The organism is uncultured Desulfobulbus sp., from assembly GCF_963662935.2.
Taxonomy (GTDB): domain Bacteria; phylum Desulfobacterota; class Desulfobulbia; order Desulfobulbales; family Desulfobulbaceae; genus Desulfobulbus.
Genome location: NZ_CAXXTL010000002.1, coordinates 237,366 through 257,719, shown reverse-complemented (window position 1 = coordinate 257,719; position 20,354 = coordinate 237,366). Strand labels below are relative to the sequence as shown.

The window sequence follows — 20,354 nt, the reverse complement described above, 5'->3', positions numbered from 1 at the left end:
TTCACATAGATGATTTTATCCTGCTGCTACAGCTTCAAGAATCTCTTCCGGGATGTCGAAGTTTGCATGAACCTGCTGCACGTCGTCTGAGTCTTCAATCTGGTCCATCATACGTATAATCTGTGATGCCTCTTTGACAGTTTCAATCTTGATTGTAGTCTGGGGAATCATGGTTAATTCAGCACTCTCAAATTTGATGCCGGCATCGGTTAGCGCCTGCCTGAGTCCGTTCAGGCTGTTTGGCGCGCAGGTGATTTCGTAAGATTCATCATCTGACTGAATATCTTCAGCGCCTGCATCAAGAGCGGTCAGCATAAGGGTATCTTCGTCGATTGTGCTTTTCCCGATTGTGATCAAGCCTTTCTGATCAAACATCCAGCTTACACATCCGCTCTCACCAAGACTGCCGCCGTTCCTTGAGAACGCGACTCTCAGTTCGGCTACTGTGCGGTTTCTGTTCTCTGTTAAACAGGATACCAGCACCGCCACTCCAGCCGGTCCATATCCTTCGTAGGTGACTTCTTCGTAGTTCACACCTTCAAGTTCGCCGGATCCGCGTTGAAGCGCCCGTTTGATATTCTCGGCGGGCATACTGTTCTCTCTTGCCTTTTGAACTGCAAGTCTAAGGCGGAGGTTTGTATCAGGATTACTGCCGCCTTCTTTAGCAGCAACGATGATCTCTCTAGCGACTTTAGTGAAGAGTTTTCCGCGTTCGGCGTCTTGCTTGCCTTTACGGAGCCGTATATTATGCCATTTTGAATGACCAGACATTTTTGGGTTACTCCTTAATACCGTCGTCTGCCGTTGTTATATCCAATTCCAAATCGAAAATCACATTGTAAAAAACGGAGGCGCGGGGTCAGATTATGCAAAAGAAATTATAACACGCAGTAGAATCTGAGTCAAATCTGCATCGATTTTTGGAAGGTGTTTTTATCTTGTATTCAAAGAACTTCAATAAGGGTATATAATTAGGAAAAATTATGGAGAATCGAGATGCCAAAAACTCCCGGTGCATATATGGATGAAAACGAACCTGCTTTTCATTCTGAGGTGAGCGTTGAAAAAGCGCTCAATTCTAGATGCTCAAGCGACAATGACGGTGATCAAAAGGTGTTTCATTGGGGGATGTATGACTTGAATACACCCATACCGCCTGAGTATATCGGCGCAATCGAGCAGGGACTTCAAATCCCTAGATTCACGACAAAAGAGCTTCATGTAGAGTTGGATAAACGGCCGATTGTGTTATCAATGTATAATGATGTGAAAAGTATCGAAAAGGATTGGCTGAGTATTGAGAGTGGAATGCAGCATCAGGCGGTGCATCTGGTATGTGCTGTGCTTGGTATGGGAACATGCATCCACAATCTGGGTACAGAAGGAACTCTACAGCGCAATGGATTAATCGGTACTGCCAAAATGGTATTGAATATGATGCTCCCATCTTACAATGATTTGATCTGGTCCGTTGGACCACCGTCTGACTTATATATAGATTCCGGCTTGCCTGCTCCCCGCCGTGACAGCGAATTTCCTCTGCTTAAGGCAATGGAAGATGCATGTATTGACTCTGATGGAAAAGATGCTGATGCCTCTGATATCTCTCAATTGTTATGGGCGGCGCGCGGTAGAACTCCGCATTATATAATGGGGAAACCATATGGATTAACGATTCCTACCTGGGCTGGTGGGCAGAATATTGCATCTGTTTTCTACGCGTCTTCTGATGGATTATATCAGTATGTGAATACGATAGATAATAAATCTGCCCATAGTCACAAACGTGTTAATGACAATGGAACTTCTAATTCATCAACACAAATACTTCTTGCTGTGAACGAATCTACCGGCCGAGGATTGTGGGAAGTCGGCTACATGCTGGAAAACCTGATTCTTCAAGCAACTGCGGTTGGGATTCGATATAAGGCTGTATTGTTTGATGAGGATGCTCGTAAAAAATGGGAAGAATTGGGGATTAAAGGCGCCAAGGCATCATGTGTTGTATATCCGGGTTGAGATTATCACCAAAACATTTCAAACTGGCCCTGAGCAATACGCCTGGCGACGTATTGCTCAGGATGAATATAGGATGCGGCAGTAGCGTTTATCAGAACAAGCTTCCGTGAGCTTTCCCGTTAATTGATATATTTTTAACTTCCAGTCGTCCGCCTTCAGGTGATGAAACGACAAAATAAATGTATACTCTTACATTGCCATTGCTGTTATGCAGCATATCTGAGATAAAGCTTCGTAGAGGTTCATTCCTGTTCCCATCAACGGTTTCATCGCGTATGATGATATTCTGAGCGGTAGTTAGCGTTATATCTTCTATCTGCGTCGCAGTTGATGGAATTACTACGTCAGTCCCAGAACCGGTTGGAGGAGTAAGTGACGCCAGTAACTTCAAATTCACTTGTGAACCGCGTTTCAGTTCGGCTGTGAATTTCATCCCTGCCCAGTCAATTCCTCCGTTGTATTTGTCAAACTTCTTGACAAGATCATCGGCGATATCAGCGTATGTTGATACAACAAGCGGTTTTCCTGTAGGTGTTCCTATTGGACTATCAATGGCTGGAGGATTTCCGACTGTGTAGCTGAAGTTGAAATACCTTGTAGTCAACGAGCGCATTACTCCGCATCCGCCTACAAGCAAGAGAATCGATATAGTTACAATTAAACTTACTGCTGTTTTCATTAACAATTCCTTCAAATATGTGATCACTCTTACTATAATTATGGCATTTCTTGTGTCAATATTGATACTTAATTATCAAATAATTTACAAGGAATTCACATTGGTTCAAATAATGAGGAGAAATACGCTAGTTTGTGAAATATGAATGAAAATCCCGAGAGAATGTTCAAGTGTTTATCGATAGTCTGGGGTTTTTAGAAAGTATATTCATCTTGAGCAATCAACTGTAAATAATCGTGGTTATTTCAGAAAGAAACAGGACTTTGACTTAAGACGGGGAGGGTGAGGTTCCTGCTGAACCTGGGGTAACTAATGATACTTAGGCTCAGCAGGAGCTTCGCTCTCCCTCTCTATTCCAGACTTATTCCTTAGGAGGCAGGAATGACAAAACTCCTGCCGAACCGAGGTATCATATGTTACCCGCAGTTCGGCAGGAGTCTGTGCCAGTCATTCTAAATACTTATATTCTAAGCGTCTTCCCTAACGTCTGATATGGTATATGCCCGGAGTTACCAGCCATCCGCCATCAGCCTTTGTCACGGGTTTCTCTTTTGCACCTTCGATTTTCAAGCATCGTGATTTTCCCCATCCGGGGAGCTTCAGTTTGAACCACTGCACATTTGATTCCAGGACTGCAACAGGTGTAGAGAGCGAGCCTTTCATGCAGTCACCAAGCTGTCTGGCATCTGGATTGATTGTCAGTTTGAGATTGTTCGCATCTACAGTCTCGATTTTATAGATGCCTGTACCCCCATAATCTACATATTGAGATGAACCCGCTCCTACAATTCGTTTTGGGTTTGCAGGAAACTTCAATGGTTTCCAATCGCTTATCGTACGCGAATACATCACAGTATCCGGTGTTGATAAGATACTCTGGTTATGCGTGAAAGATGTGGCTAAAGGACCAAGTATCAGCTCTGTTTGAGGATCGGCATACTGCACTTCACGCGGTAGACGTCTGAATGCTTCTCCGGCAAGCATGAAACCCGCTGTTTTTGCGGGTGTATAATGCCAGTTCAGCCAGTGGGTATTCCAGTCGGTATTCCATTCGGCAGTCGCGATACTGTCATACTGGAACTGGCATGCGATTTGAAATCCTCCGCTTCGGAAGGATGTTGCAATCGCCGGATACATGTATGAACTGGTGTTTGTACCGTCGTTATCGAACTCATATGCCGCACGGGCTTTCTTGTCGAGGCGGCCATCAAGGGCGTAACCATAATATGGGAGATTAACCATCCCACTTTTGCCCATCTGTTTCATGAGCGGAAGCAGATTCACTCCATCGACTCGGTTTGTCAATCCACCCGGATAAGCGCTGAATGTAAGTGCATCGCACTCAGAGTCGGCGATTGCCTGGATCAGGTCTTCACCATTCAACCCATAATTGAGAGCGACCGGCTGTTTTGCTCCTGTTGATCGAATAGCACCTATCATATCTTTGATATACGACCGCATCAGTTCGTATCTGAAGGCGCTGAAATACTCAGGTGAATCTTTTAGATCATACTTTTTCAACCAGACGTTCCAGAGTTCGCGAAGAGTCTGTCTGTCTCGTTCCAGAACTTCGGGTTTTTCTCCCTGTGGAATATAATAAGATCCATAAAGGTCGCCATACTGGAAGTATGAAGGCTCGTTCATCACTTCAAAGAAACAGATATTGGGTTCGTTGAGATACTGGTTTCCTGTATATTTATTTTTTCGAGTTAGAAACTGCTTGAGATAATTAACCGCTGCTTCTTTGGCGGATGGCACATACATCATACCGGGTTTACTTGTAACTTGAGAAAAAGCGCCCGGTATCTCATTTGGACCGCTCCACCATGCGACAGGCGTGAAGTACATGTATATCCCGCGTTTTCCGGCTTCTGATATCAAGTAATCCAGGAGATCCAGATGGATATTCGGTTTGATGTTTCCTTTTCCGTCAGTGATTTCTCGATCAAAAACATGTATTCTGATGATCTCAATCCCCATCTGAACCATGTGATCCAGATCTTTGCGGATAGTTGCCTTCATATCTATATGGAGTTTCATCATATTGTCAAACTGATACCAGCTTTGTGGATAGTAATTCACACCCCAGAGAGCTACCTCATCTCCATCCGGATACTTCAAAACTCCATTGTCGATGTGTATCGGCTGGAATGGCAGCGGTTTCCCGATTTTGCCGGTCTTTGGTCTGGATATCGGTTGTTGCTGCTGGCTGACTTTCATATCCGGATCTATCTCTTCCGGCACAATGATTATCGGCTCAGTTGTAAATCCGCCGCCTGCGTTGAAGTTGTCAACCATAACCATCAGGGTGTTGTCTTTGCCCCAGTTCACTAAATCCGGCGATATGGAATACTGGCGTTTCACGTTCCAACCACTTCCTCTTCCAATCTCTGTACCATTCAGATATGTAACATCATTATCATCTATTGCTCCGATAACAAGTTTCATTTTTTTGCCGCGCCATGTTTCCGGGATATTCACCTTAACTTTACACCATGCGTAATTGGTGTCTTCCCAAATAACAGGCGGAATCATTGCCGACCATGCGTCTTTTCCAACTGTTTCAAGAATCTTTGGATCTGATCCTGAAGCGCGGGGAGTGAAGGCGCGCATCCAAGTCAACCCAGAAAGATTTATTCCGCGTGCGATGTTGACTTCAGTAGAGACACCGTTATACGCGCATATAACCTTCCCTTGCGACTGATCTTCATTAAATGATGCGGTTGCCTTTACAACTTTCCATCCGCCGGGTTGCAGATCAAGGGATGTTGTATTTGAACTCACCGAACCCTCTTTGAATGTGAACTGTATCGGTGAGTTTGATTCTGTTGAACCGGTATTGGCAATGAGCATCAGAATAGGCGCTGAATCTCCCTGCTGAATTACGAGTCTGGAAGATGACCGTATACTGATGCCGTCTCCGAAAGACGGGATATCGCATATAAATATTGACGCCATTAGTACGAAAATTAAAATTGATATTTTTTTCATGGTAACTCCTTTGATATTCGGACAGATGCTTATCTGTATGAATCTTAATTCTATAAGAAGAAACAAAATCCCTTCTTGAGTGATTTCACGTTCAACGCTATCTGATTTTTCAGATTCTTCATAAATAATCGTAATACTCACACATAATGTCATTCCGGGCGTCGACCCGGAATCTATAAAAAAGATTGATGAGTGGTTAAATAATGCTTGCAGACAGGTTTTTTGAGAATATTTTCGAAAATATCATAGATTATCTGAACAAAATTCGATTTGGGAAAGTCATAAATGGGTAGTATATGTTATTAAACTGTTTTTTATTCAATGGGAGGATAAAGATGTTCAACAATGACAAAGGTAGATCGCTCGTAATTCTACTGATTTTTGTATTGGTTTTATGTGCAGCAATTGGCATTAGCCGTCTATCGGCAGTTTCTGCTCAAGATGAAAACGCTGGGATGCCTGGAATGATGCCCGGCGGGATGCCTGGGATGCCCGGTATGGGTGGTATGCCTGGACAGGGCATGATGATGCCCGGAATGATGCCTGGCATGGGACAGATGGGCGGGTCTTCATCAATTGCTATTTCAGAAGGGTTTGTATATGTTGTGCATGGCGGACAATTGTCTATGTTCAATTCAAAAACTCTCAAACTGGTAAAAAGTGTTGATCTTGGAAACCAGGATGGAATGCGTGGAATGGGCGGTATGGGTGGTCGGCAAGGTAATATGCCGCAGCGCATGAACAAGTAGATATTCGATAACTCTGGGGATATAAATTTTACAGGTGAATCTATAATTGGTTCACCTGTTTTTTATTATCTGGATTTTATATGTTAATTAAGGTATTATCAGTATATAGGAAGAAGATTTCGATAATAGTTTATAGTATTTCAGTTCAAATGGAATTATGTATTATGCGATTTACTAATATTCTGGCTTGTATTGTCATTCTTGTTTTATGTATATTCAGGATTGGGAATACCGATGTGATCAATAAGGGAGATATGCGGATGAAGGACGGCTTGTTGAAGGTTGCTGACGGAGAACTGGCGATTCATGTTCTTGGTGGAGTTGATACAGTTGAGTGGCATGCTGCGGAGATCTTTACTCGAACTGTAAAAGACCGCACCGGTATTGATGTGCAAATAGGGAGTAATCCCCAAACTGTTTATACCATTGTTATTGGAACACAATCTGATTACGAAATCCGCGAATACTCATTCAACCATCAGGAAGTTCTCAAGCTGAAGAATGATGGATACTTTATAAACACAGAACCGGATAATCACGGCTTGATCTATGTTATTGGCGATACTCCATCGGGTGCTGTTGCCGGGATCGGTAAGCTGCTTCGGATATCCCAATATGCAAAAAACATGTTGAGCATTCCATCTGTAAACATCATCTCAAATCCGAATATGCCCGTTCGCGGGATGTATTTCGCTACACATTTTGGCAACTTTTACGAGGCGGCGCCTTTGGAAGATGTCGACAGGATAATCGAAGATCTGGCGTTATGGGGGACTAACTCGTTAATGGTTTGGTTCGACCAGCATCAGTTCAGGGATTTCAATGATCCGGCTGCAAAGAAGATGATTGCTCGATTGAAGCATATGGGTAATACTGCTCACTCTCTGGGGATGAAATTCGGACTCACAGCGCTTGCCAATGAAGGTTATGGTGGAAGTCCGGCTGAGTTGCGGATACCGGTCTTGAATCCTGGAAGCTATGGAGTTGAGATATGCCCTTCGATACCTGAAGGACTTGATCTGATAGTGAAAAATCTGGAGCAGGTGGCTCTTGCGTTTCCAAAAGTCGATACAGTCTGGATTTGGCCGTATGATCAGGGTGGATGCTGGTGTGAGAAATGCCTTCCCTGGGGCGGTAATGGGTTCCTGAAAGCCGCTCAACAACTTGCTCCGATGTATAAGAAGCATTTCCCGAATGTAGAGATATGGCTTTCTACCTGGAAAATGGATTACTTCAACAATACCCAAGGCGAAATAGACGGAGTCATGCGTTTCATGCGCGAGAAGAAACCGAATTGGCTGGCTGGAATCATCACAGGGCAGGATGAGTATGCAACCCAGAAATCTTTGATGAACCGTCCTCAGCCTGATCGATATCCGCTGGTGAGTTTCCCGGAGATCTCCATGTACAGAATGTATCCCTGGGGTGGATTCGGCGCGACTGCATTCCCGGAATTTAATGAGAAAGTCGAAACGCTGATGAGCAGTTTCATATCAGGCGGATGGCCGTATTCAGAAGGGATATATGAAGACCTGTCCAAATATCAGTGGATTGCATTCTACTGGGATCCTAATCGCAAAACAGAGGATGTCCTTCGTGAGTATGCATCATACTATCTGAATCCTGCTGTTGCTGACGACTTTGTAAAGATGTCATATATGCTTGAGAAAACTCATGACAGATACAACTGGTATGTGCAATCGCTGAATGGAGCCGATGAAGCATGGAAACTTGCGCAGAAGATCGATTCATCACTTGATGAATGGAGCCGGAAATCTTGGCGGTGGCGGCTTTTTTACCTGCGGGCTGCAATTGATAATGTGCTGCTGAACCATTCGGCTGCTTCTGATGAAGGCAAAGCGCTTCTAAAACCGTATTGTGATGAGATCATCAGCATCTGTCATCTGAATGCGACGCATCTGCGTCCACCTGATTTCCCGAAACCTGCGTCGCCTGATAACATCGCATTTGGAAAGAATGTGACGGTATCATCAGTAATGCCCGGTTATGAAGGATCGGAGAAGTATCTCGTTGATGGGGTATCAGCGCAAGACAATCCGATGGGTTTCTGGGCGAACGATCCCGCCAAAGAGAAGACATCGTCAATTGTGATAGATTTAGATAAAGTAGTTGATGTTGACGAGATCAGGCTTCAATTCAGACCTCTCGAGGGGAAATATTGGTTTGTGCCATCCAGTATTAGTTTTTCGGTTTCTACTTATGGAACTAAGTTTGATCCTATTTCCGTTATGTATCTAGATGGAAATGGTGGTGAGGCCGGTCCATATGTGAACACAACCTGTCTCCCAAAAGAGAACTCTGCTTATACCCCTCAGCTTTGGAGATATAAAATCGCCGGTGGAAACTGTCTGGGCAGATACATTCGGATCGAGCTTGGCCAATCACAGCGGGTTGAAGAGCCATACAAGGGAACCCTGGAACTGACAGAGATAGAGATTACGGGAACCGGCAAGTAAGTATATTACGGTAGTAATGGTAAAAAATGACTAGACATGATTCCGGCATCTTGGAGCTAATATCTTGAATAAATTCATTCTTATACTTATGTTGTCTGCCATTTGTGAAACTAACGCAAATGCTGATAGATTATCGCCGACATTCATTGTTTCTAATGGTGCAACAATTACGGCTTCTGCTGTTGCGACAAAACTGCCTTATAATGCAGATAACACCGGTAAATTAGATGCAACATCCTCGATACAAAAGACGCTTGATGCCGTAGCCGGATTATCAGGTGGAGTTGTATTTCTACCCGCTGGCAAATATCGGATTGATGGGAGCTTGAAGCTGGGATACGGAACAGCTCTTGTCGGCGAATGGATAAATCCTGAAAATGGCGGTATTGGCAAAGGAACAATCTTTCTTGCGTATGGCGGTAGAGATGATGCATCTGGCAATCCCCTGATTCAATCTATTTCTTCAGAAGCTGTTGTATCAAATATCAGCGTGTATTACCCGGAACAGAAGCCGGATGATATCCATGCCTATCCACCGACGATATCCGCTTCCATGGCAACAATAGAAAACATCACCTTATGCAACTCGTATTACGCGTTGGATATAAAGGCCATGAATGCCAGCGTGGTTTCCGGTATTTATGGAACTGCTTTAAATCGTGGAGTATTCGCTCCTGAATCTACAGAATTCTCCTGGATGTATGACATCCATTTCTCAAACAGTTACTGGCAGAAAGCGGCAGATGAGATAGCCGGTAAACCAATGAGCGCTAAACAGATTACAGCACTTAATCAATACACAAAATCAAACCTGGTAGGTATAGAGCTTCAACGACTTGATGGCCTGGCTATCTACCATTTCAACGCAGATGATGCGCAAACACCAATATGCATTTCGAAGAATCCTAAGTTTCTACATCCTGTATTTGGGTGGGGTGGAGTCGCAGCAGATTTCAAAGGCAGCCGCGATGAGCAGGGATGGGCTCCCTGGTATTACTTCATGCGTTATGCGAATGTAGACAACGTACCGGAAGCAATAAATATGAAATATCAATTTGCAAAGACCCCTGTCCCATCCCGTATTGATAAGAATTCTTTCATTGATGTAACTCATCTACCCTTCAACGCCGCGGGTGATGGAATTGCTGATGATACAACTGCGGTTAAGCAGGCTCTTTCTGCCGCATCAGCTCAAGGCGGAGGCACAGTATATCTGCCTCAAGGTAAATACCGAATAACATCGCCATTAGTAATCCCCTCAGGCGTAGAGCTTCGAGGACCATATGGAGCCGGAAAACGACGGGCTTTCGCAGAAGCCTGTACACTGGAAGTATACTGCGGCAAAGACTCTAAATCTCCTGAAACAGATGCAGCCTTCATCACTCTTGAGAAAAACTCCGGTATACGGGGATTCACTATCTCGCATCCTGAGCAGTCATATGATGTAAAACAGCTTCATCAATACCCGTATACAATACGCGGTGATGGCAAGGGTATCTGGATTGTTGACATCGACCTGCTTAACTCATGTTATGGAATTGATTTGGCGGCAAACAGATGTGACAACCATATTGTAAAAGGAATGTGGGTTACAGCATTCTTCAAGGGGATAAATGTTGGAGGCAACTCACATGGCGGTAGACTTGAGCGTCTAGCATTTTCGGTAGGTACATATTCAGAATCAGGACGAATCAGTTCCATCAAAACTGACGAGGGAAATATAGCTCTAAGAGATTTCATCAGCAACAATCTGGTCTGCTATCTGTTTGGCGATTGTGTAAATGAAAAAACCTGGGGGCTAGTCAGTTTTCTTCCATTAACGCATTTTCAATTCTACAAAGATAAGGGCCAAGGTTGCGTAGATTCTGATTTCTGGCTCACTATGCAGGATGTAGGAAAACGATACAATATTTTGGCAGAAAGCGGTAGAAATATCAGACTGATTGGGTATTTCGGCTCGGGTTCAGGTGAAGGAATATACAATTGGATTGAAGTCGGTAAAGATTTCAAAGGACCGCTGAATGTCTATGCAAAGACGGTTCAACAGACAGGTATTAATCATCCTTATGACTTTACTCCTCAACAGGTTATCTTTCATGATGAGGAATCTTTAACAACCGGAAAGAAGGCATCTGCCAGTCAGGTTGATCCGGGGAGTAGTCCGGATAATGCAGTCGACCGCGATGAACGTTCATTCTGGCAGGCTCCGGCAGGAAGTTATCTGGAGGTTGATCTTGGAGAAATCCACAATATCACAGGATTCGGATTTGTTAGCGCAGGGATGTTCAGCAATCTGGATATTAATGCTGAAGAAGCAGAACTCCAGGTGAGTAAAGACGGCAAGTCATTCGTCAAAGCAGGAACGGCATATGCCAGACCGGGAGGCTTTGCACAACCGCACGCATATTCGTGGTCAGATGAAGCCATAAAACCGGTATATACCAGGTATGTGAGGTTGTATGTAACAAAACCAGGCGCTGATAACAAAATTCGGATCTCTACATTCAATGTATATGGTTATTGATATCCGATATCAGGTATGCAGGATTAACCGTATCTGAAAACCGGACTAGACTTTAAAGATAGTATTTACCCTGTTTTTACACTACATTTATTCGCGTTAATTCGCGTGCATTCGCGGTTAATATTAAAAAACCAGGTTTGCAATGAAGATCAAAGCTCCATCGATACTTGATTACAGAGGAATGCAGGCAGTGAAGCGTGCTGTCGCATACCTTGGTCCGGGATTTTTTGTCACAGTCGGATTTATCGATCCTGGCAACTGGGCTACGAACCTTGCGGCAGGATCTGAGTTCAACTATCAACTTCTATGGGTAGTTCTTCTCAGTTCATTAATTCTGGTTTTGTGGCAGCATATGTCGGCACACCTTGGAATCATCACTGGCAAATGCCTTGCCGAAGCTGTTCACTCCTACACTAAACCAAAACTCGCGTTCGTTTATGGTGTTACAGCTATGACTGCAATGATCGCGACTGCTTTGGCAGAGATTCTCGGAGCGGGGATTGGGATCAACATCCTGTTCGGTATCCCGGTAAAACTTGGGGCATTCATTGCTGCCTGTGTGATCATTATTGTTTTGTTGTATCAGAAATATGGTTTGATTGAAAAGATCATTGTGGGTTTTGTCAGTGTAATAGGATTTTGCTATCTGTTTGAGTTATATATCGTCAAGCCCAATTGGGGATTGGCCGCGGTCAGCACATTCATCCCAAATCTAGACTCAAAAAGCCTGCTGGTGGCGATAGGCATAATCGGTGCAGTAGTAATGCCGCACAACATATATCTTCATTCAGAAGTGATCCAGAGTCGAAACTGGAGCGGGAAATCTGAAAAAGAGACCCGGCACCTGCTAAGATATGAGTTCCTGGATACTCTTATCGCCATTGCTGTAGGGATGGCGATCAATGCTGCGATGGTGATCGTAGCAGCGTCAGTCTTCTTCAGAAACCACATAACTGTTACAGATATAACGCAAGCCTCACAAACGCTCAAACCAATCGCCGGGAATATGGCAAGCATCCTGTTTGGAGTCGCCCTGTTGTTTGCGGGATTTTCGTCCTCAATGACGGCTGGGATCGCCGGCGGTACTACGTTCAGTGGTTATCTGGGTAAAGAAACCGTTCTTGAGAGCAAATGGTTTAAGACGGGGATGCTTATTACTATCTGTCCTGCCTGCCTGATAATACTCTTTATCAGCAATGCATATCAGGCTTTGATTATCAGTCAGGTGTGCCTCAGTATCCAGCTTCCGCTTACTATGCTGCCTCTATTTTTGATTACAAGCAACAAGAAGATCATGAAACAATATGCAAATGGCTTCACTGAGAACCTTCTTATGGTAATGAGCGGGATATTCATACTTGCTCTAAATGGATTGCTTGTGTACAATCTATTATGAGATTAGGTTGCAGGGATTCATGTTGATAGGGGTGACTTGCGAAGGCTAATTCTGAAACACTCCTGGCAATGATTTCCAGCGATTATCTCTTTATTCCAGATCCCAAGAAAACAAAACTCCAGGAGATGCCAATGTCAGCTTTACGAGTATCTGCCAACTATGTAGAAATTCCATTAGATAATGTGCCGATTAAAATGATGGGCGCCGATATCGCCGATGTCCAACCTGCAGAAGACTGCTTCCGCGTGACTGCCGTCGTCCTTGATGCCGATACGCGTGTCTGTATCGTCTCCTGTGATGCTCTGGGTCTTGATCGCGAAGTATGCGACAGGATCGCCAAATCGATTGAAGAACAATGCGGCATACCATTCGATAATATCCTCATCTCGTCGACGCATACACATCATGCGCCTATGACAATAGCAGTACTGGAGATGCAGGTTGATTCGCAATTCATCAAAAGTCTTGAAGAGGCTGCCGTCAACGCCGTAAAGAAATCTACAGACTATCTTGATAGCAACCCTCCCGCGAATGAAGCCGATGCCGAGTTATTCGTCGCAGTTGGAAACGAGGCCACGGTTGGGAAGAACAGCCGGTTCATTTTGAGGGACGGCGGCATCTCATGGCTGGATCACGATCTTGATGAAAAGATTCGTCCAACCGGACCGATGGATCCTGACCTTCCTGTGATCATATTCCGACGGCCGGATGGATCTATCGCAGCAGGAATATTCAGTCATTCGAACCACAACATCGGATGGAAGGACAAACCGCTTTCCCCGGGTTTCTACGTGCTTGCGGCTCGAGAATCTGAGCGGAAACATGGCGGAGTGTTCATGTTCATGCCGGGCGCATTCGGGTCTACCCATCCTATGGATGTGCCGCCTGTTGATGAGCGTATCATCCGCGTATCTGTGGCGATTGATGAAGCAATGTCTGATATGCGGATGGGTCTGTTTGGACCTTTATCATCTGCCAGGATTCCGTTCAAATATAATATCAGATCCTTCGATGATGCCACAGAAGATACTGCCGTAACGGACTACTGTTCGCGTTACCTTGACCCAAACACATCGAAGTCTTTTATCGACATCTTCCGAAATATGAGGAAGAAGATGGAACCAATCCAGGGTGAGGAACGTGAATCATGGATTCAGCTTATCAGACTTGGAGATATCGCCATCATTGGCGTGCCGGGCGAGTTGTTCACGACCCTCGGGATGGAGATTAAACGCCGGTCGCCTTTCAAATACACCATAGTCACTGCCATCGCCAACGATTACATTGGATATCTTCCTGATAGAAAAGCCTTTGAGCTTGGTGGATATCAAACCTGGGCAGGGCTTCAATGTCCCGCAGAGAAGGGAACCGGAGAAGCCATTGTGGATGCATCTGTAGACCTGTTGGAACGAGCATTTGGAACTGTATCTGATGCCGAACCGGTGATTCGTGACCTTGCGGCAGATGATGCCCTCAAGCTTCAGTCTTTCTACAACTCGCTTGACCATGGAGCAAGGCTTCTATTCCGACCGATGGGCTGGACCGGCGCTTACTCCGATTTCGAAGCTGTAGTCAAAGGAGTTCTTGATGGTGTCAGATATGATGTTGTTGTGGAAAAAGACGGTAAAATCCATGGATGGGCTTTCATTGCCGGTATGGATGGTGAGTTCCCGGTATTCGGCATAGGGGTTTCTGAAACACTCAGAGGGATGGGTTACGGTAGAAAGATCATGGGACGGGTGATTGACTTTGGCAGACGTAACCGCACCAAGAAGGGGATTGACCTTACAGTGGTACAGACTAACGACCGCGCCCGTTTGCTGTATGAGAGTTTCGGGTTCCGATCAACAGGGGTTCTGGATGGCGGCGATGGTTTAATGTACTACGCAATGCGCCTCCTCTTTGATAATGTTGAATCACCCGGTATGACATAAACTAATTAAATATTAGACCAAACAAATACAGTTTTCATCGAATTGTTAAAACGAAGATAAATCAGGAGTTAAAAATGCTGGCAGCGAGATTATATGCGCCAAATGACATACGGCTTGAAGAGGTATCGAAACCATCACCGGGACCGGGTCAGGCGCTTTTACAGATAACAGAAGTGGGCATATGCGCCTCAGATGTTCACTGGTACAACGAGGGTTGTATCGGTGAAACTGTGATTACGGATCCGCTTATACTCGGTCATGAGTTTGCGGCAATAGTTGCTGAGGTTGGGGCAGGAGTGTCAAATGTGAAACCTGGAGACCGAGTGGCTGTTGAACCGGCGGTCCATTGCGGGAAATGCGATATGTGCCTCGAAGGACGATTTAACATCTGCCGAAAGATACTGTTTTGTGGAACTCCTCCCACAGATGGTGCGCTTTGCGAGTATCTGGCATGGCCCGCGAGTCTGCTTGCTCCGATCCCTGATTCCATCAGCATGGGTGAAGCTGCAATGCTTGAACCGATGGCGATAGGAGTCCATGCTGTGAACCTGGTGCATGGGATGAAGGGTAAGACAGTCGGAGTATTGGGTGTCGGAGCGGTTGGATTGTCTATCCTGCAAGCGGCGGTAGTAGAAGGATGCGGAGAACTGATCGCGACGGATCTGCTTCCCATGCGGCTTGAGGCTGCAAAACGACTCGGCGCCTCGAAAGTTTTTGATGCCGGAAAACCGGATGTGGTTGATGCAATTAGAGAAGCAACCGGCGGACGAGGACTGGATGTCGTGTTTGAAGCAGCCGGGGTAAATGATGCGGTTCGCGTTGCCACAGAGATCGTTCGCCCCGGAGGACTTCTCATCGCGGGAGGGATACCGGACAACAACATAATGACCGTTGAAGCTTCTATTGTCCGGCGCAAAGAGCTTACCATACAACTCCTGAGAAGAAGCAACAACACGCTTCATGATGCGATTAATCTGCTTGCAGATGGGAAAGTTGATGTGAAATCATACATTACCCATCGATTCCCGCTTTCAGAGGTGGAAACGGCATTGAAGACAGCTCGCGATAACAAAGCGAACTCGATAAGAGTGATAGTAAAGGTTAGTTGAAAAGTTGGATTGACTGATAGCGGTTATGAAATCTAAGTGTTGTTGTCCTGCTTCCGTCAGCATTAATGATATTTCGGGAAACCCATTTCCCGAAACCTGGAATTATTACAACGAATTTCAATCCTCTTTCTTTTCTTTCACCCGATTTCAGATGAAAGAGAGGAATGCAACCAAGGATAAGATGATATGACAAAAAATGAAAATATAATAAGTTCAATATTTGGTGCGATTTTTATAGCTCCATTATTGTTTTTATTTTTAAAATATACGTATTTTGATAAATTAAAAAAAGATAATAAATGGAAAAAAGGAAGAAAATTTTCAGTATGGTTTCAGTATACTTTAATTTCTGATATAATATATATATTAGTTATAAGATTGATAATATTTTATACGTATAATGATATCGATTTGCAGCTAGGTATGAAAGTGACTTTCAGTATGATATGTTTAATGTTAATTATTTCTACATTAATGTCACTAGAATATTTTGAACTGTCAACAAATAAATACCTGTCACTGCCACTAATATCATTATTGGTTGTTGCAATAGGAACACTATGGGAAGCTATTGCGCAAGCAAATGGATATATTATTATGAATTATGGAACAACTATATACATTTCCATTGCAGTTTTCTATTTAATAATTATTGAAATATATTTTTTGAAAAGTAATAGATGGAAATTTATACCAGAAAATCCTAAATAGTATTGATCGATTGATTATTTCTAGTTAATCTCTTCTATATTGATCTTTACTACTAAGAACGAAGCCTTATTTAGTTTTCAGACCTTCTCCTATATCTTTCATTCATGTTTCATATTTCTTCACTGTGGGGATAGAATTCTATAGTTCTGGAAATATAACCGGTATCGTGGAATGGCTCATATAGAGCATCCCCGCAGTTTTTTTGCGGAATACCGGCAGCAGAGTGGAGGCAACCGGCATGAGCAGCAATCATTCATCAGCAATTAACTGGCATCAGTGGAATAGTGAATCGTTTGAGCAGGCCGCAAAAGAAGGCAAGCTTGTTCTGCTTTCAATAACGGCTCCATGGTGTCACTGGTGTCATGTGATGGATAGAACTACATATTCCCATCCAAGTGTGATAGATCTGATTAACAACAGATTCATACCGATAAAAGTAGAAGGCGACAGCCGTCCTGATATACAGGATAAATACCTCCTTGGAGGATGGCCTACAACATCGTTCCTTGTGCCGGATGGACGGATACTGTCAGGCACTACATTCCTTCCACCTGAAGCGATGATCAACAAGCTGCGCGAGATCGACGCATTATATACCGATCAGAATTCGTTGGCGATGATGCAGGTTACCAGTATGGCGGCAGAAGCTGAAGCTGGTACTATGGAAGCAGAAACTAAAACTGAGCAGCCCTGGTATGAAATAACTGATAAAATCGTAAATGCTGTATCAAATTCATATGATCCTATCAGTGGAGGGTTTGGGAAAGAGCCGAAATTCCTCTATCCTGAAGCAATCCGTTTTGCTTTCTTGCAATTCAGACGGCACGGCAGCAGCAGCCTGTTGAAAATCGCTCTCAATACTCTGGATTCAATGATAAGTCTATGTGATCCTGTATGGGGCGGATTTTATCGATACGCCGTAAACCGCGACTGGTCTCATCCGCATTATGAAAAGATGCTGTATGTTCAAGCCGGAGCCATGGACAACTATCTAGATGCCTATCAGATTACATCCGATTCAAAATACGGAGAAACTGCCGCAGGGATTGAGGCTTATGTAAACAGATTTCTCTCAGATCAGGTAAATGGCGGTTTTTATTCCAGCCAGGATGCTGATGTTGGAAGCCACACCCCAGATGCAACTCTTATTTTTGGTGAAGATTATTTTTTCAAAGAAGAGAAGGAACGTCTTGAGATAGGTATACCCTATGTAGATAAATCGCTTTACACAGACATAAACGGACAAATGGCAAGTGCATATTTTCGTTTATATCAGGTGTTGGGTGACGATAATGCAAGGAAATTCGCGCTGAAAACAATCGATCGTTTACTGCGCGAGAATATGAAAGACGATTGCATGTGTCATCGCTCAGATGTAGATATGCCGATTTACGGTCTTCTTGCAGATCAGGTTTATTTTGGTATTGCATTGGCGGATGCATATCAGTCAACCGGTGATAGAAAGTATCTGGATTATGCAAAAAAGATCGCAGGCTTCATGATTACCCAGCTTCAAGATATTGTCCAGGGAGGATTCCACTCTAAGCTGGATGATCCTCATGCAATTGGGCATCTTTCAGAGAGACATAAACCATTTATTGAAAATGTTGCATCGGCTAAATTCTTCGCAGACCTGCATTATCTCACGGGAGATGATATGCTGAGAAAGTATGCAATCAATACTCTAGATGATGTTGATTATCCGGATATGATAAATTCCATCCTGGGTGCCGGTTATGGAATTGCTGCGGATACGATAATGTATCATCCGCTACAAGTGGTGATAGTGGGACGATTGAGCGATCCTATAACGAGTAAAATGTTATCTGCGGTTCTATATGCAAGCGAACCATGGAAGCTGGTTCAAGTTCTTGATCCTGATCAGGGACCTTTGATAATCGGTGACAGGGAGTTTCCGGATAGCGTAAAACCTGCGGCATACATATGCCAAGATAAAAGCTGTAATGGTCCAATATCTGACATTGAAGTTATTGTATCAACTTTGAATGAGATTGAGAAACGAATCAGCAGGTGATTGAATAGAAAAAGCTCCGATATATCATGAAGACTATATCGGAGCTTTTTTAGTTATTTAATATACTTGCTTATGGTCGATGAAGCGCCGCTTGAACCACTGCTTCAAGATTCAAATCAGATGCAGATGCATATTTTTTGAGCGCAGGTTTAGCACGCGGATCACCTGTGTGTCCAAGAGCATATGCAACCCACTTTATATTGGCGCCGCTTGTGCTGAGAGCATTGATCAGCGCAGGAACCGCAGGCGGGCCGATTTTACCCAGAACTGTCGCTGCTCGGAATTTCGCAACATCTCCAGCACCTGAACTGATTAAACTTATAAGGTTAGGGACGATACGACTACCGATATTCTGAAGTGAATTGGAAGCTGCATCTCCAACAAGTCCGTCCGGATCAGCCAGCATTGATACCAGCACATCGGTTTTTAGACTAATTGTCTGGAATCCCAGTCCTCTCGCTGCTGATGCCCGAACTTCTGTATCAGCGTTATGTGAAAGGGCAAGAAGCTCATTGGCAGCTTCAGGAGAATCGATACCTTCAAGAGCTGCTGCTCCTGATCTGCGCGTTTCTATGCTTCCGGATGCGATTGCTGTTGATATTGAGTTCACAGCAGGAGCTCCAATATGCTGGAGTCCTGTGATTACGGATGTCTGAACTTTAAGATCGAAATCGGCAAGAGCTCCAACTAGTGTATTGATAGCCTTTGGTCCGCCGATAACGCTAAGCGCTCTCGCTGATCTTGCGCGAACTTCGCCGTCATCAGTTGTATGGCTCAATACATATACTAGAACATCAGTTGATCTTGGATCGCATATTGCGCAGAGTGAACTGACTGCAAGTCTTCGAACAGCTTCAACATCATTTGTAGCTTCAATCAGGGCTGTTGTGGCGCTAGGTTTCGCTACAACTCCAAGAGCTGCTGCTGCTGCCATCCTGATATTTTGATCTTTGTTATGCATAAGATCGATTAATGTGGGTACGCTGGGTTCGCCGACTCGCCACATCACTTCAAACGCATGGGGTCGAAGGTCCTCTTCTATTGCCGCAGTTTTCATAAATGGAATCACTTTGGGGCCAATAGCGACAAGCGTATCTTTAACACCGATGCCAACGAAAACATCAGGATCTTTCATTGCCGGTACAAGCAAATCTATATTATTTTTAGCAAGTACCTTCAGAACATTAACGATTTTTGTATGTAGAGTTACTTCAGTGTCGCGCAGCTTTATAAACTCTGCTCTCTTATCCATATCTTCTTTCAAAAGCGGAGCATTGCGTTTCTTTGTTTTTTCATCCTGATAGAATTGCAGGCTTCTGATTTTATTCTCAACCTCAGCCAGATCTGATACATTGCGTAATTTTGCTTCAGTATCTTTGAACAGCGGAAGTGTCTGTTTGATAGTCAGCTCTCCCGGAATTTTTGCTATTACATCCATGATCTTCAGTCTGTCTGTAGATGGCATCGACTGCATCTTTTCAAACAATTTATCTCGTTGCATTAACTCGGTTGCAGCGCTGATCTGTTGATCTGATGTACCATTCACCAGTTGGTCAGCCAGTTTGTTGAGATGCATGCTTTTGCTGACTGTAATCCCAATCATCCCGAGAATTACAATGATAAATGCTGCTCGCCATAACAATGTTTTATTCAATGTATAACCACTCCCTTAAATTAGAAGTTCGAATTAAATAGCCGGTTGCCTAATATCCGACTGTAGAATATATCTT

General features: G+C 44.0%; 13 protein-coding genes. 9 read left to right on the top strand and 4 right to left on the bottom strand.

What is annotated here, in order from left to right; translation table 11 throughout:
• Window positions 1-15 precede the first annotated feature (15 nt).
• A complete protein-coding gene (locus ACHZCX_RS05600) occupies window positions 16-771 on the bottom strand; it encodes a YebC/PmpR family DNA-binding transcriptional regulator (protein WP_319586253.1) in 756 nt (251 codons plus the stop codon).
• Window positions 772-996: 225 nt separating this feature from the next.
• On the opposite strand from ACHZCX_RS05600, the gene ACHZCX_RS05595 reads away from it, so the two are divergent.
• Window positions 997-2,019 carry a hypothetical protein gene (locus ACHZCX_RS05595; RefSeq protein ID WP_319586252.1) on the top strand — a complete coding sequence of 341 codons (1,023 nt, stop codon included), beginning with the start codon at window positions 997-999 and terminating at the stop codon, window positions 2,017-2,019.
• Between the two features lie 91 nt (window positions 2,020-2,110).
• Here the strand turns inward: ACHZCX_RS05595 and ACHZCX_RS05590 are convergent, their stop codons facing one another.
• Together ACHZCX_RS05590 and ACHZCX_RS05585 are read right to left on the bottom strand one after the other, a co-directional pair.
• Window positions 2,111-2,698, bottom strand: coding sequence for a hypothetical protein (locus tag ACHZCX_RS05590; protein ID WP_319586251.1), 588 nt, complete (start codon window positions 2,696-2,698; stop codon window positions 2,111-2,113).
• A gap of 480 nt (window positions 2,699-3,178) precedes the next feature.
• Window positions 3,179-5,830 carry a hypothetical protein gene (locus tag ACHZCX_RS05585; RefSeq protein WP_319586250.1) on the bottom strand — a complete coding sequence of 884 codons (2,652 nt, stop codon included), beginning with the start codon at window positions 5,828-5,830 and terminating at the stop codon, window positions 3,179-3,181.
• Between the two features lie 194 nt (window positions 5,831-6,024).
• Here ACHZCX_RS05585 and ACHZCX_RS05580 point away from each other — a divergent pair, with 194 nt between their 5' ends.
• From ACHZCX_RS05580 to ACHZCX_RS05545, 8 genes are all read left to right on the top strand, one after another.
• Window positions 6,025-6,438 carry a hypothetical protein gene (locus ACHZCX_RS05580; RefSeq protein WP_319586249.1) on the top strand — a complete coding sequence of 138 codons (414 nt, stop codon included), beginning with the start codon at window positions 6,025-6,027 and terminating at the stop codon, window positions 6,436-6,438.
• 260 nt (window positions 6,439-6,698) lie between these two features.
• The gene (locus ACHZCX_RS05575; RefSeq protein ID WP_319586248.1) at window positions 6,699-8,915 is read left to right on the top strand and encodes a discoidin domain-containing protein; all 2,217 of its coding nucleotides are present in this window, start codon (window positions 6,699-6,701) and stop codon (window positions 8,913-8,915) included.
• A 64-nt stretch (window positions 8,916-8,979) separates the two neighbouring features.
• Window positions 8,980-11,439 carry a glycosyl hydrolase family 28-related protein gene (locus ACHZCX_RS05570; RefSeq protein ID WP_319586247.1) on the top strand — a complete coding sequence of 820 codons (2,460 nt, stop codon included), beginning with the start codon at window positions 8,980-8,982 and terminating at the stop codon, window positions 11,437-11,439.
• 142 nt (window positions 11,440-11,581) lie between these two features.
• Window positions 11,582-12,835 carry an Nramp family divalent metal transporter gene (locus ACHZCX_RS05565; RefSeq protein WP_319586246.1) on the top strand — a complete coding sequence of 418 codons (1,254 nt, stop codon included), beginning with the start codon at window positions 11,582-11,584 and terminating at the stop codon, window positions 12,833-12,835.
• Window positions 12,836-12,903: 68 nt separating this feature from the next.
• The gene (locus tag ACHZCX_RS05560; protein ID WP_319586245.1) at window positions 12,904-14,769 is read left to right on the top strand and encodes a GNAT family N-acetyltransferase; all 1,866 of its coding nucleotides are present in this window, start codon (window positions 12,904-12,906) and stop codon (window positions 14,767-14,769) included.
• 74 nt (window positions 14,770-14,843) lie between these two features.
• A complete protein-coding gene (locus ACHZCX_RS05555) occupies window positions 14,844-15,878 on the top strand; it encodes an alcohol dehydrogenase catalytic domain-containing protein (RefSeq protein ID WP_319586244.1) in 1,035 nt (344 codons plus the stop codon).
• Window positions 15,879-16,064: 186 nt separating this feature from the next.
• Window positions 16,065-16,589: a hypothetical protein gene (locus ACHZCX_RS05550; protein ID WP_319586243.1), complete on the top strand. Its 525-nt coding sequence runs from the start codon at window positions 16,065-16,067 to the stop codon at window positions 16,587-16,589.
• A gap of 238 nt (window positions 16,590-16,827) precedes the next feature.
• Window positions 16,828-18,624, top strand: coding sequence for a DUF255 domain-containing protein (locus ACHZCX_RS05545; protein WP_319586242.1), 1,797 nt, complete (start codon window positions 16,828-16,830; stop codon window positions 18,622-18,624).
• A gap of 70 nt (window positions 18,625-18,694) precedes the next feature.
• Here ACHZCX_RS05545 and ACHZCX_RS05540 read toward each other — a convergent pair whose 3' ends face one another.
• Window positions 18,695-20,278 (bottom strand): HEAT repeat domain-containing protein, encoded by a 1,584-nt coding sequence (locus ACHZCX_RS05540; protein ID WP_319586241.1) that lies wholly within the window; start codon window positions 20,276-20,278, stop codon window positions 18,695-18,697.
• Between the last annotated feature and the right edge of the window lie 76 nt (window positions 20,279-20,354).

Excerpts from the sequence above, each read along its gene's own strand:
- ACHZCX_RS05600 (WP_319586253.1), bottom strand. The coding sequence starts at position 771 with ATGTCTGGTCATTCAAAATGGCATAATATACGGCTCCGTAAAGGCAAG.
- ACHZCX_RS05595 (WP_319586252.1), top strand. The coding sequence starts at position 997 with ATGCCAAAAACTCCCGGTGCATATATGGATGAAAACGAACCTGCTTTT.
- ACHZCX_RS05590 (WP_319586251.1), bottom strand. The coding sequence starts at position 2,698 with ATGAAAACAGCAGTAAGTTTAATTGTAACTATATCGATTCTCTTGCTT.
- ACHZCX_RS05580 (WP_319586249.1), top strand. The coding sequence starts at position 6,025 with ATGTTCAACAATGACAAAGGTAGATCGCTCGTAATTCTACTGATTTTT.
- ACHZCX_RS05575 (WP_319586248.1), top strand. The coding sequence starts at position 6,699 with ATGAAGGACGGCTTGTTGAAGGTTGCTGACGGAGAACTGGCGATTCAT.
- ACHZCX_RS05565 (WP_319586246.1), top strand. The coding sequence starts at position 11,582 with ATGAAGATCAAAGCTCCATCGATACTTGATTACAGAGGAATGCAGGCA.
- ACHZCX_RS05560 (WP_319586245.1), top strand. The coding sequence starts at position 12,904 with ATGATTTCCAGCGATTATCTCTTTATTCCAGATCCCAAGAAAACAAAA.
- ACHZCX_RS05555 (WP_319586244.1), top strand. The coding sequence starts at position 14,844 with ATGCTGGCAGCGAGATTATATGCGCCAAATGACATACGGCTTGAAGAG.
- ACHZCX_RS05550 (WP_319586243.1), top strand. The coding sequence starts at position 16,065 with ATGACAAAAAATGAAAATATAATAAGTTCAATATTTGGTGCGATTTTT.
- ACHZCX_RS05545 (WP_319586242.1), top strand. The coding sequence starts at position 16,828 with ATGAGCAGCAATCATTCATCAGCAATTAACTGGCATCAGTGGAATAGT.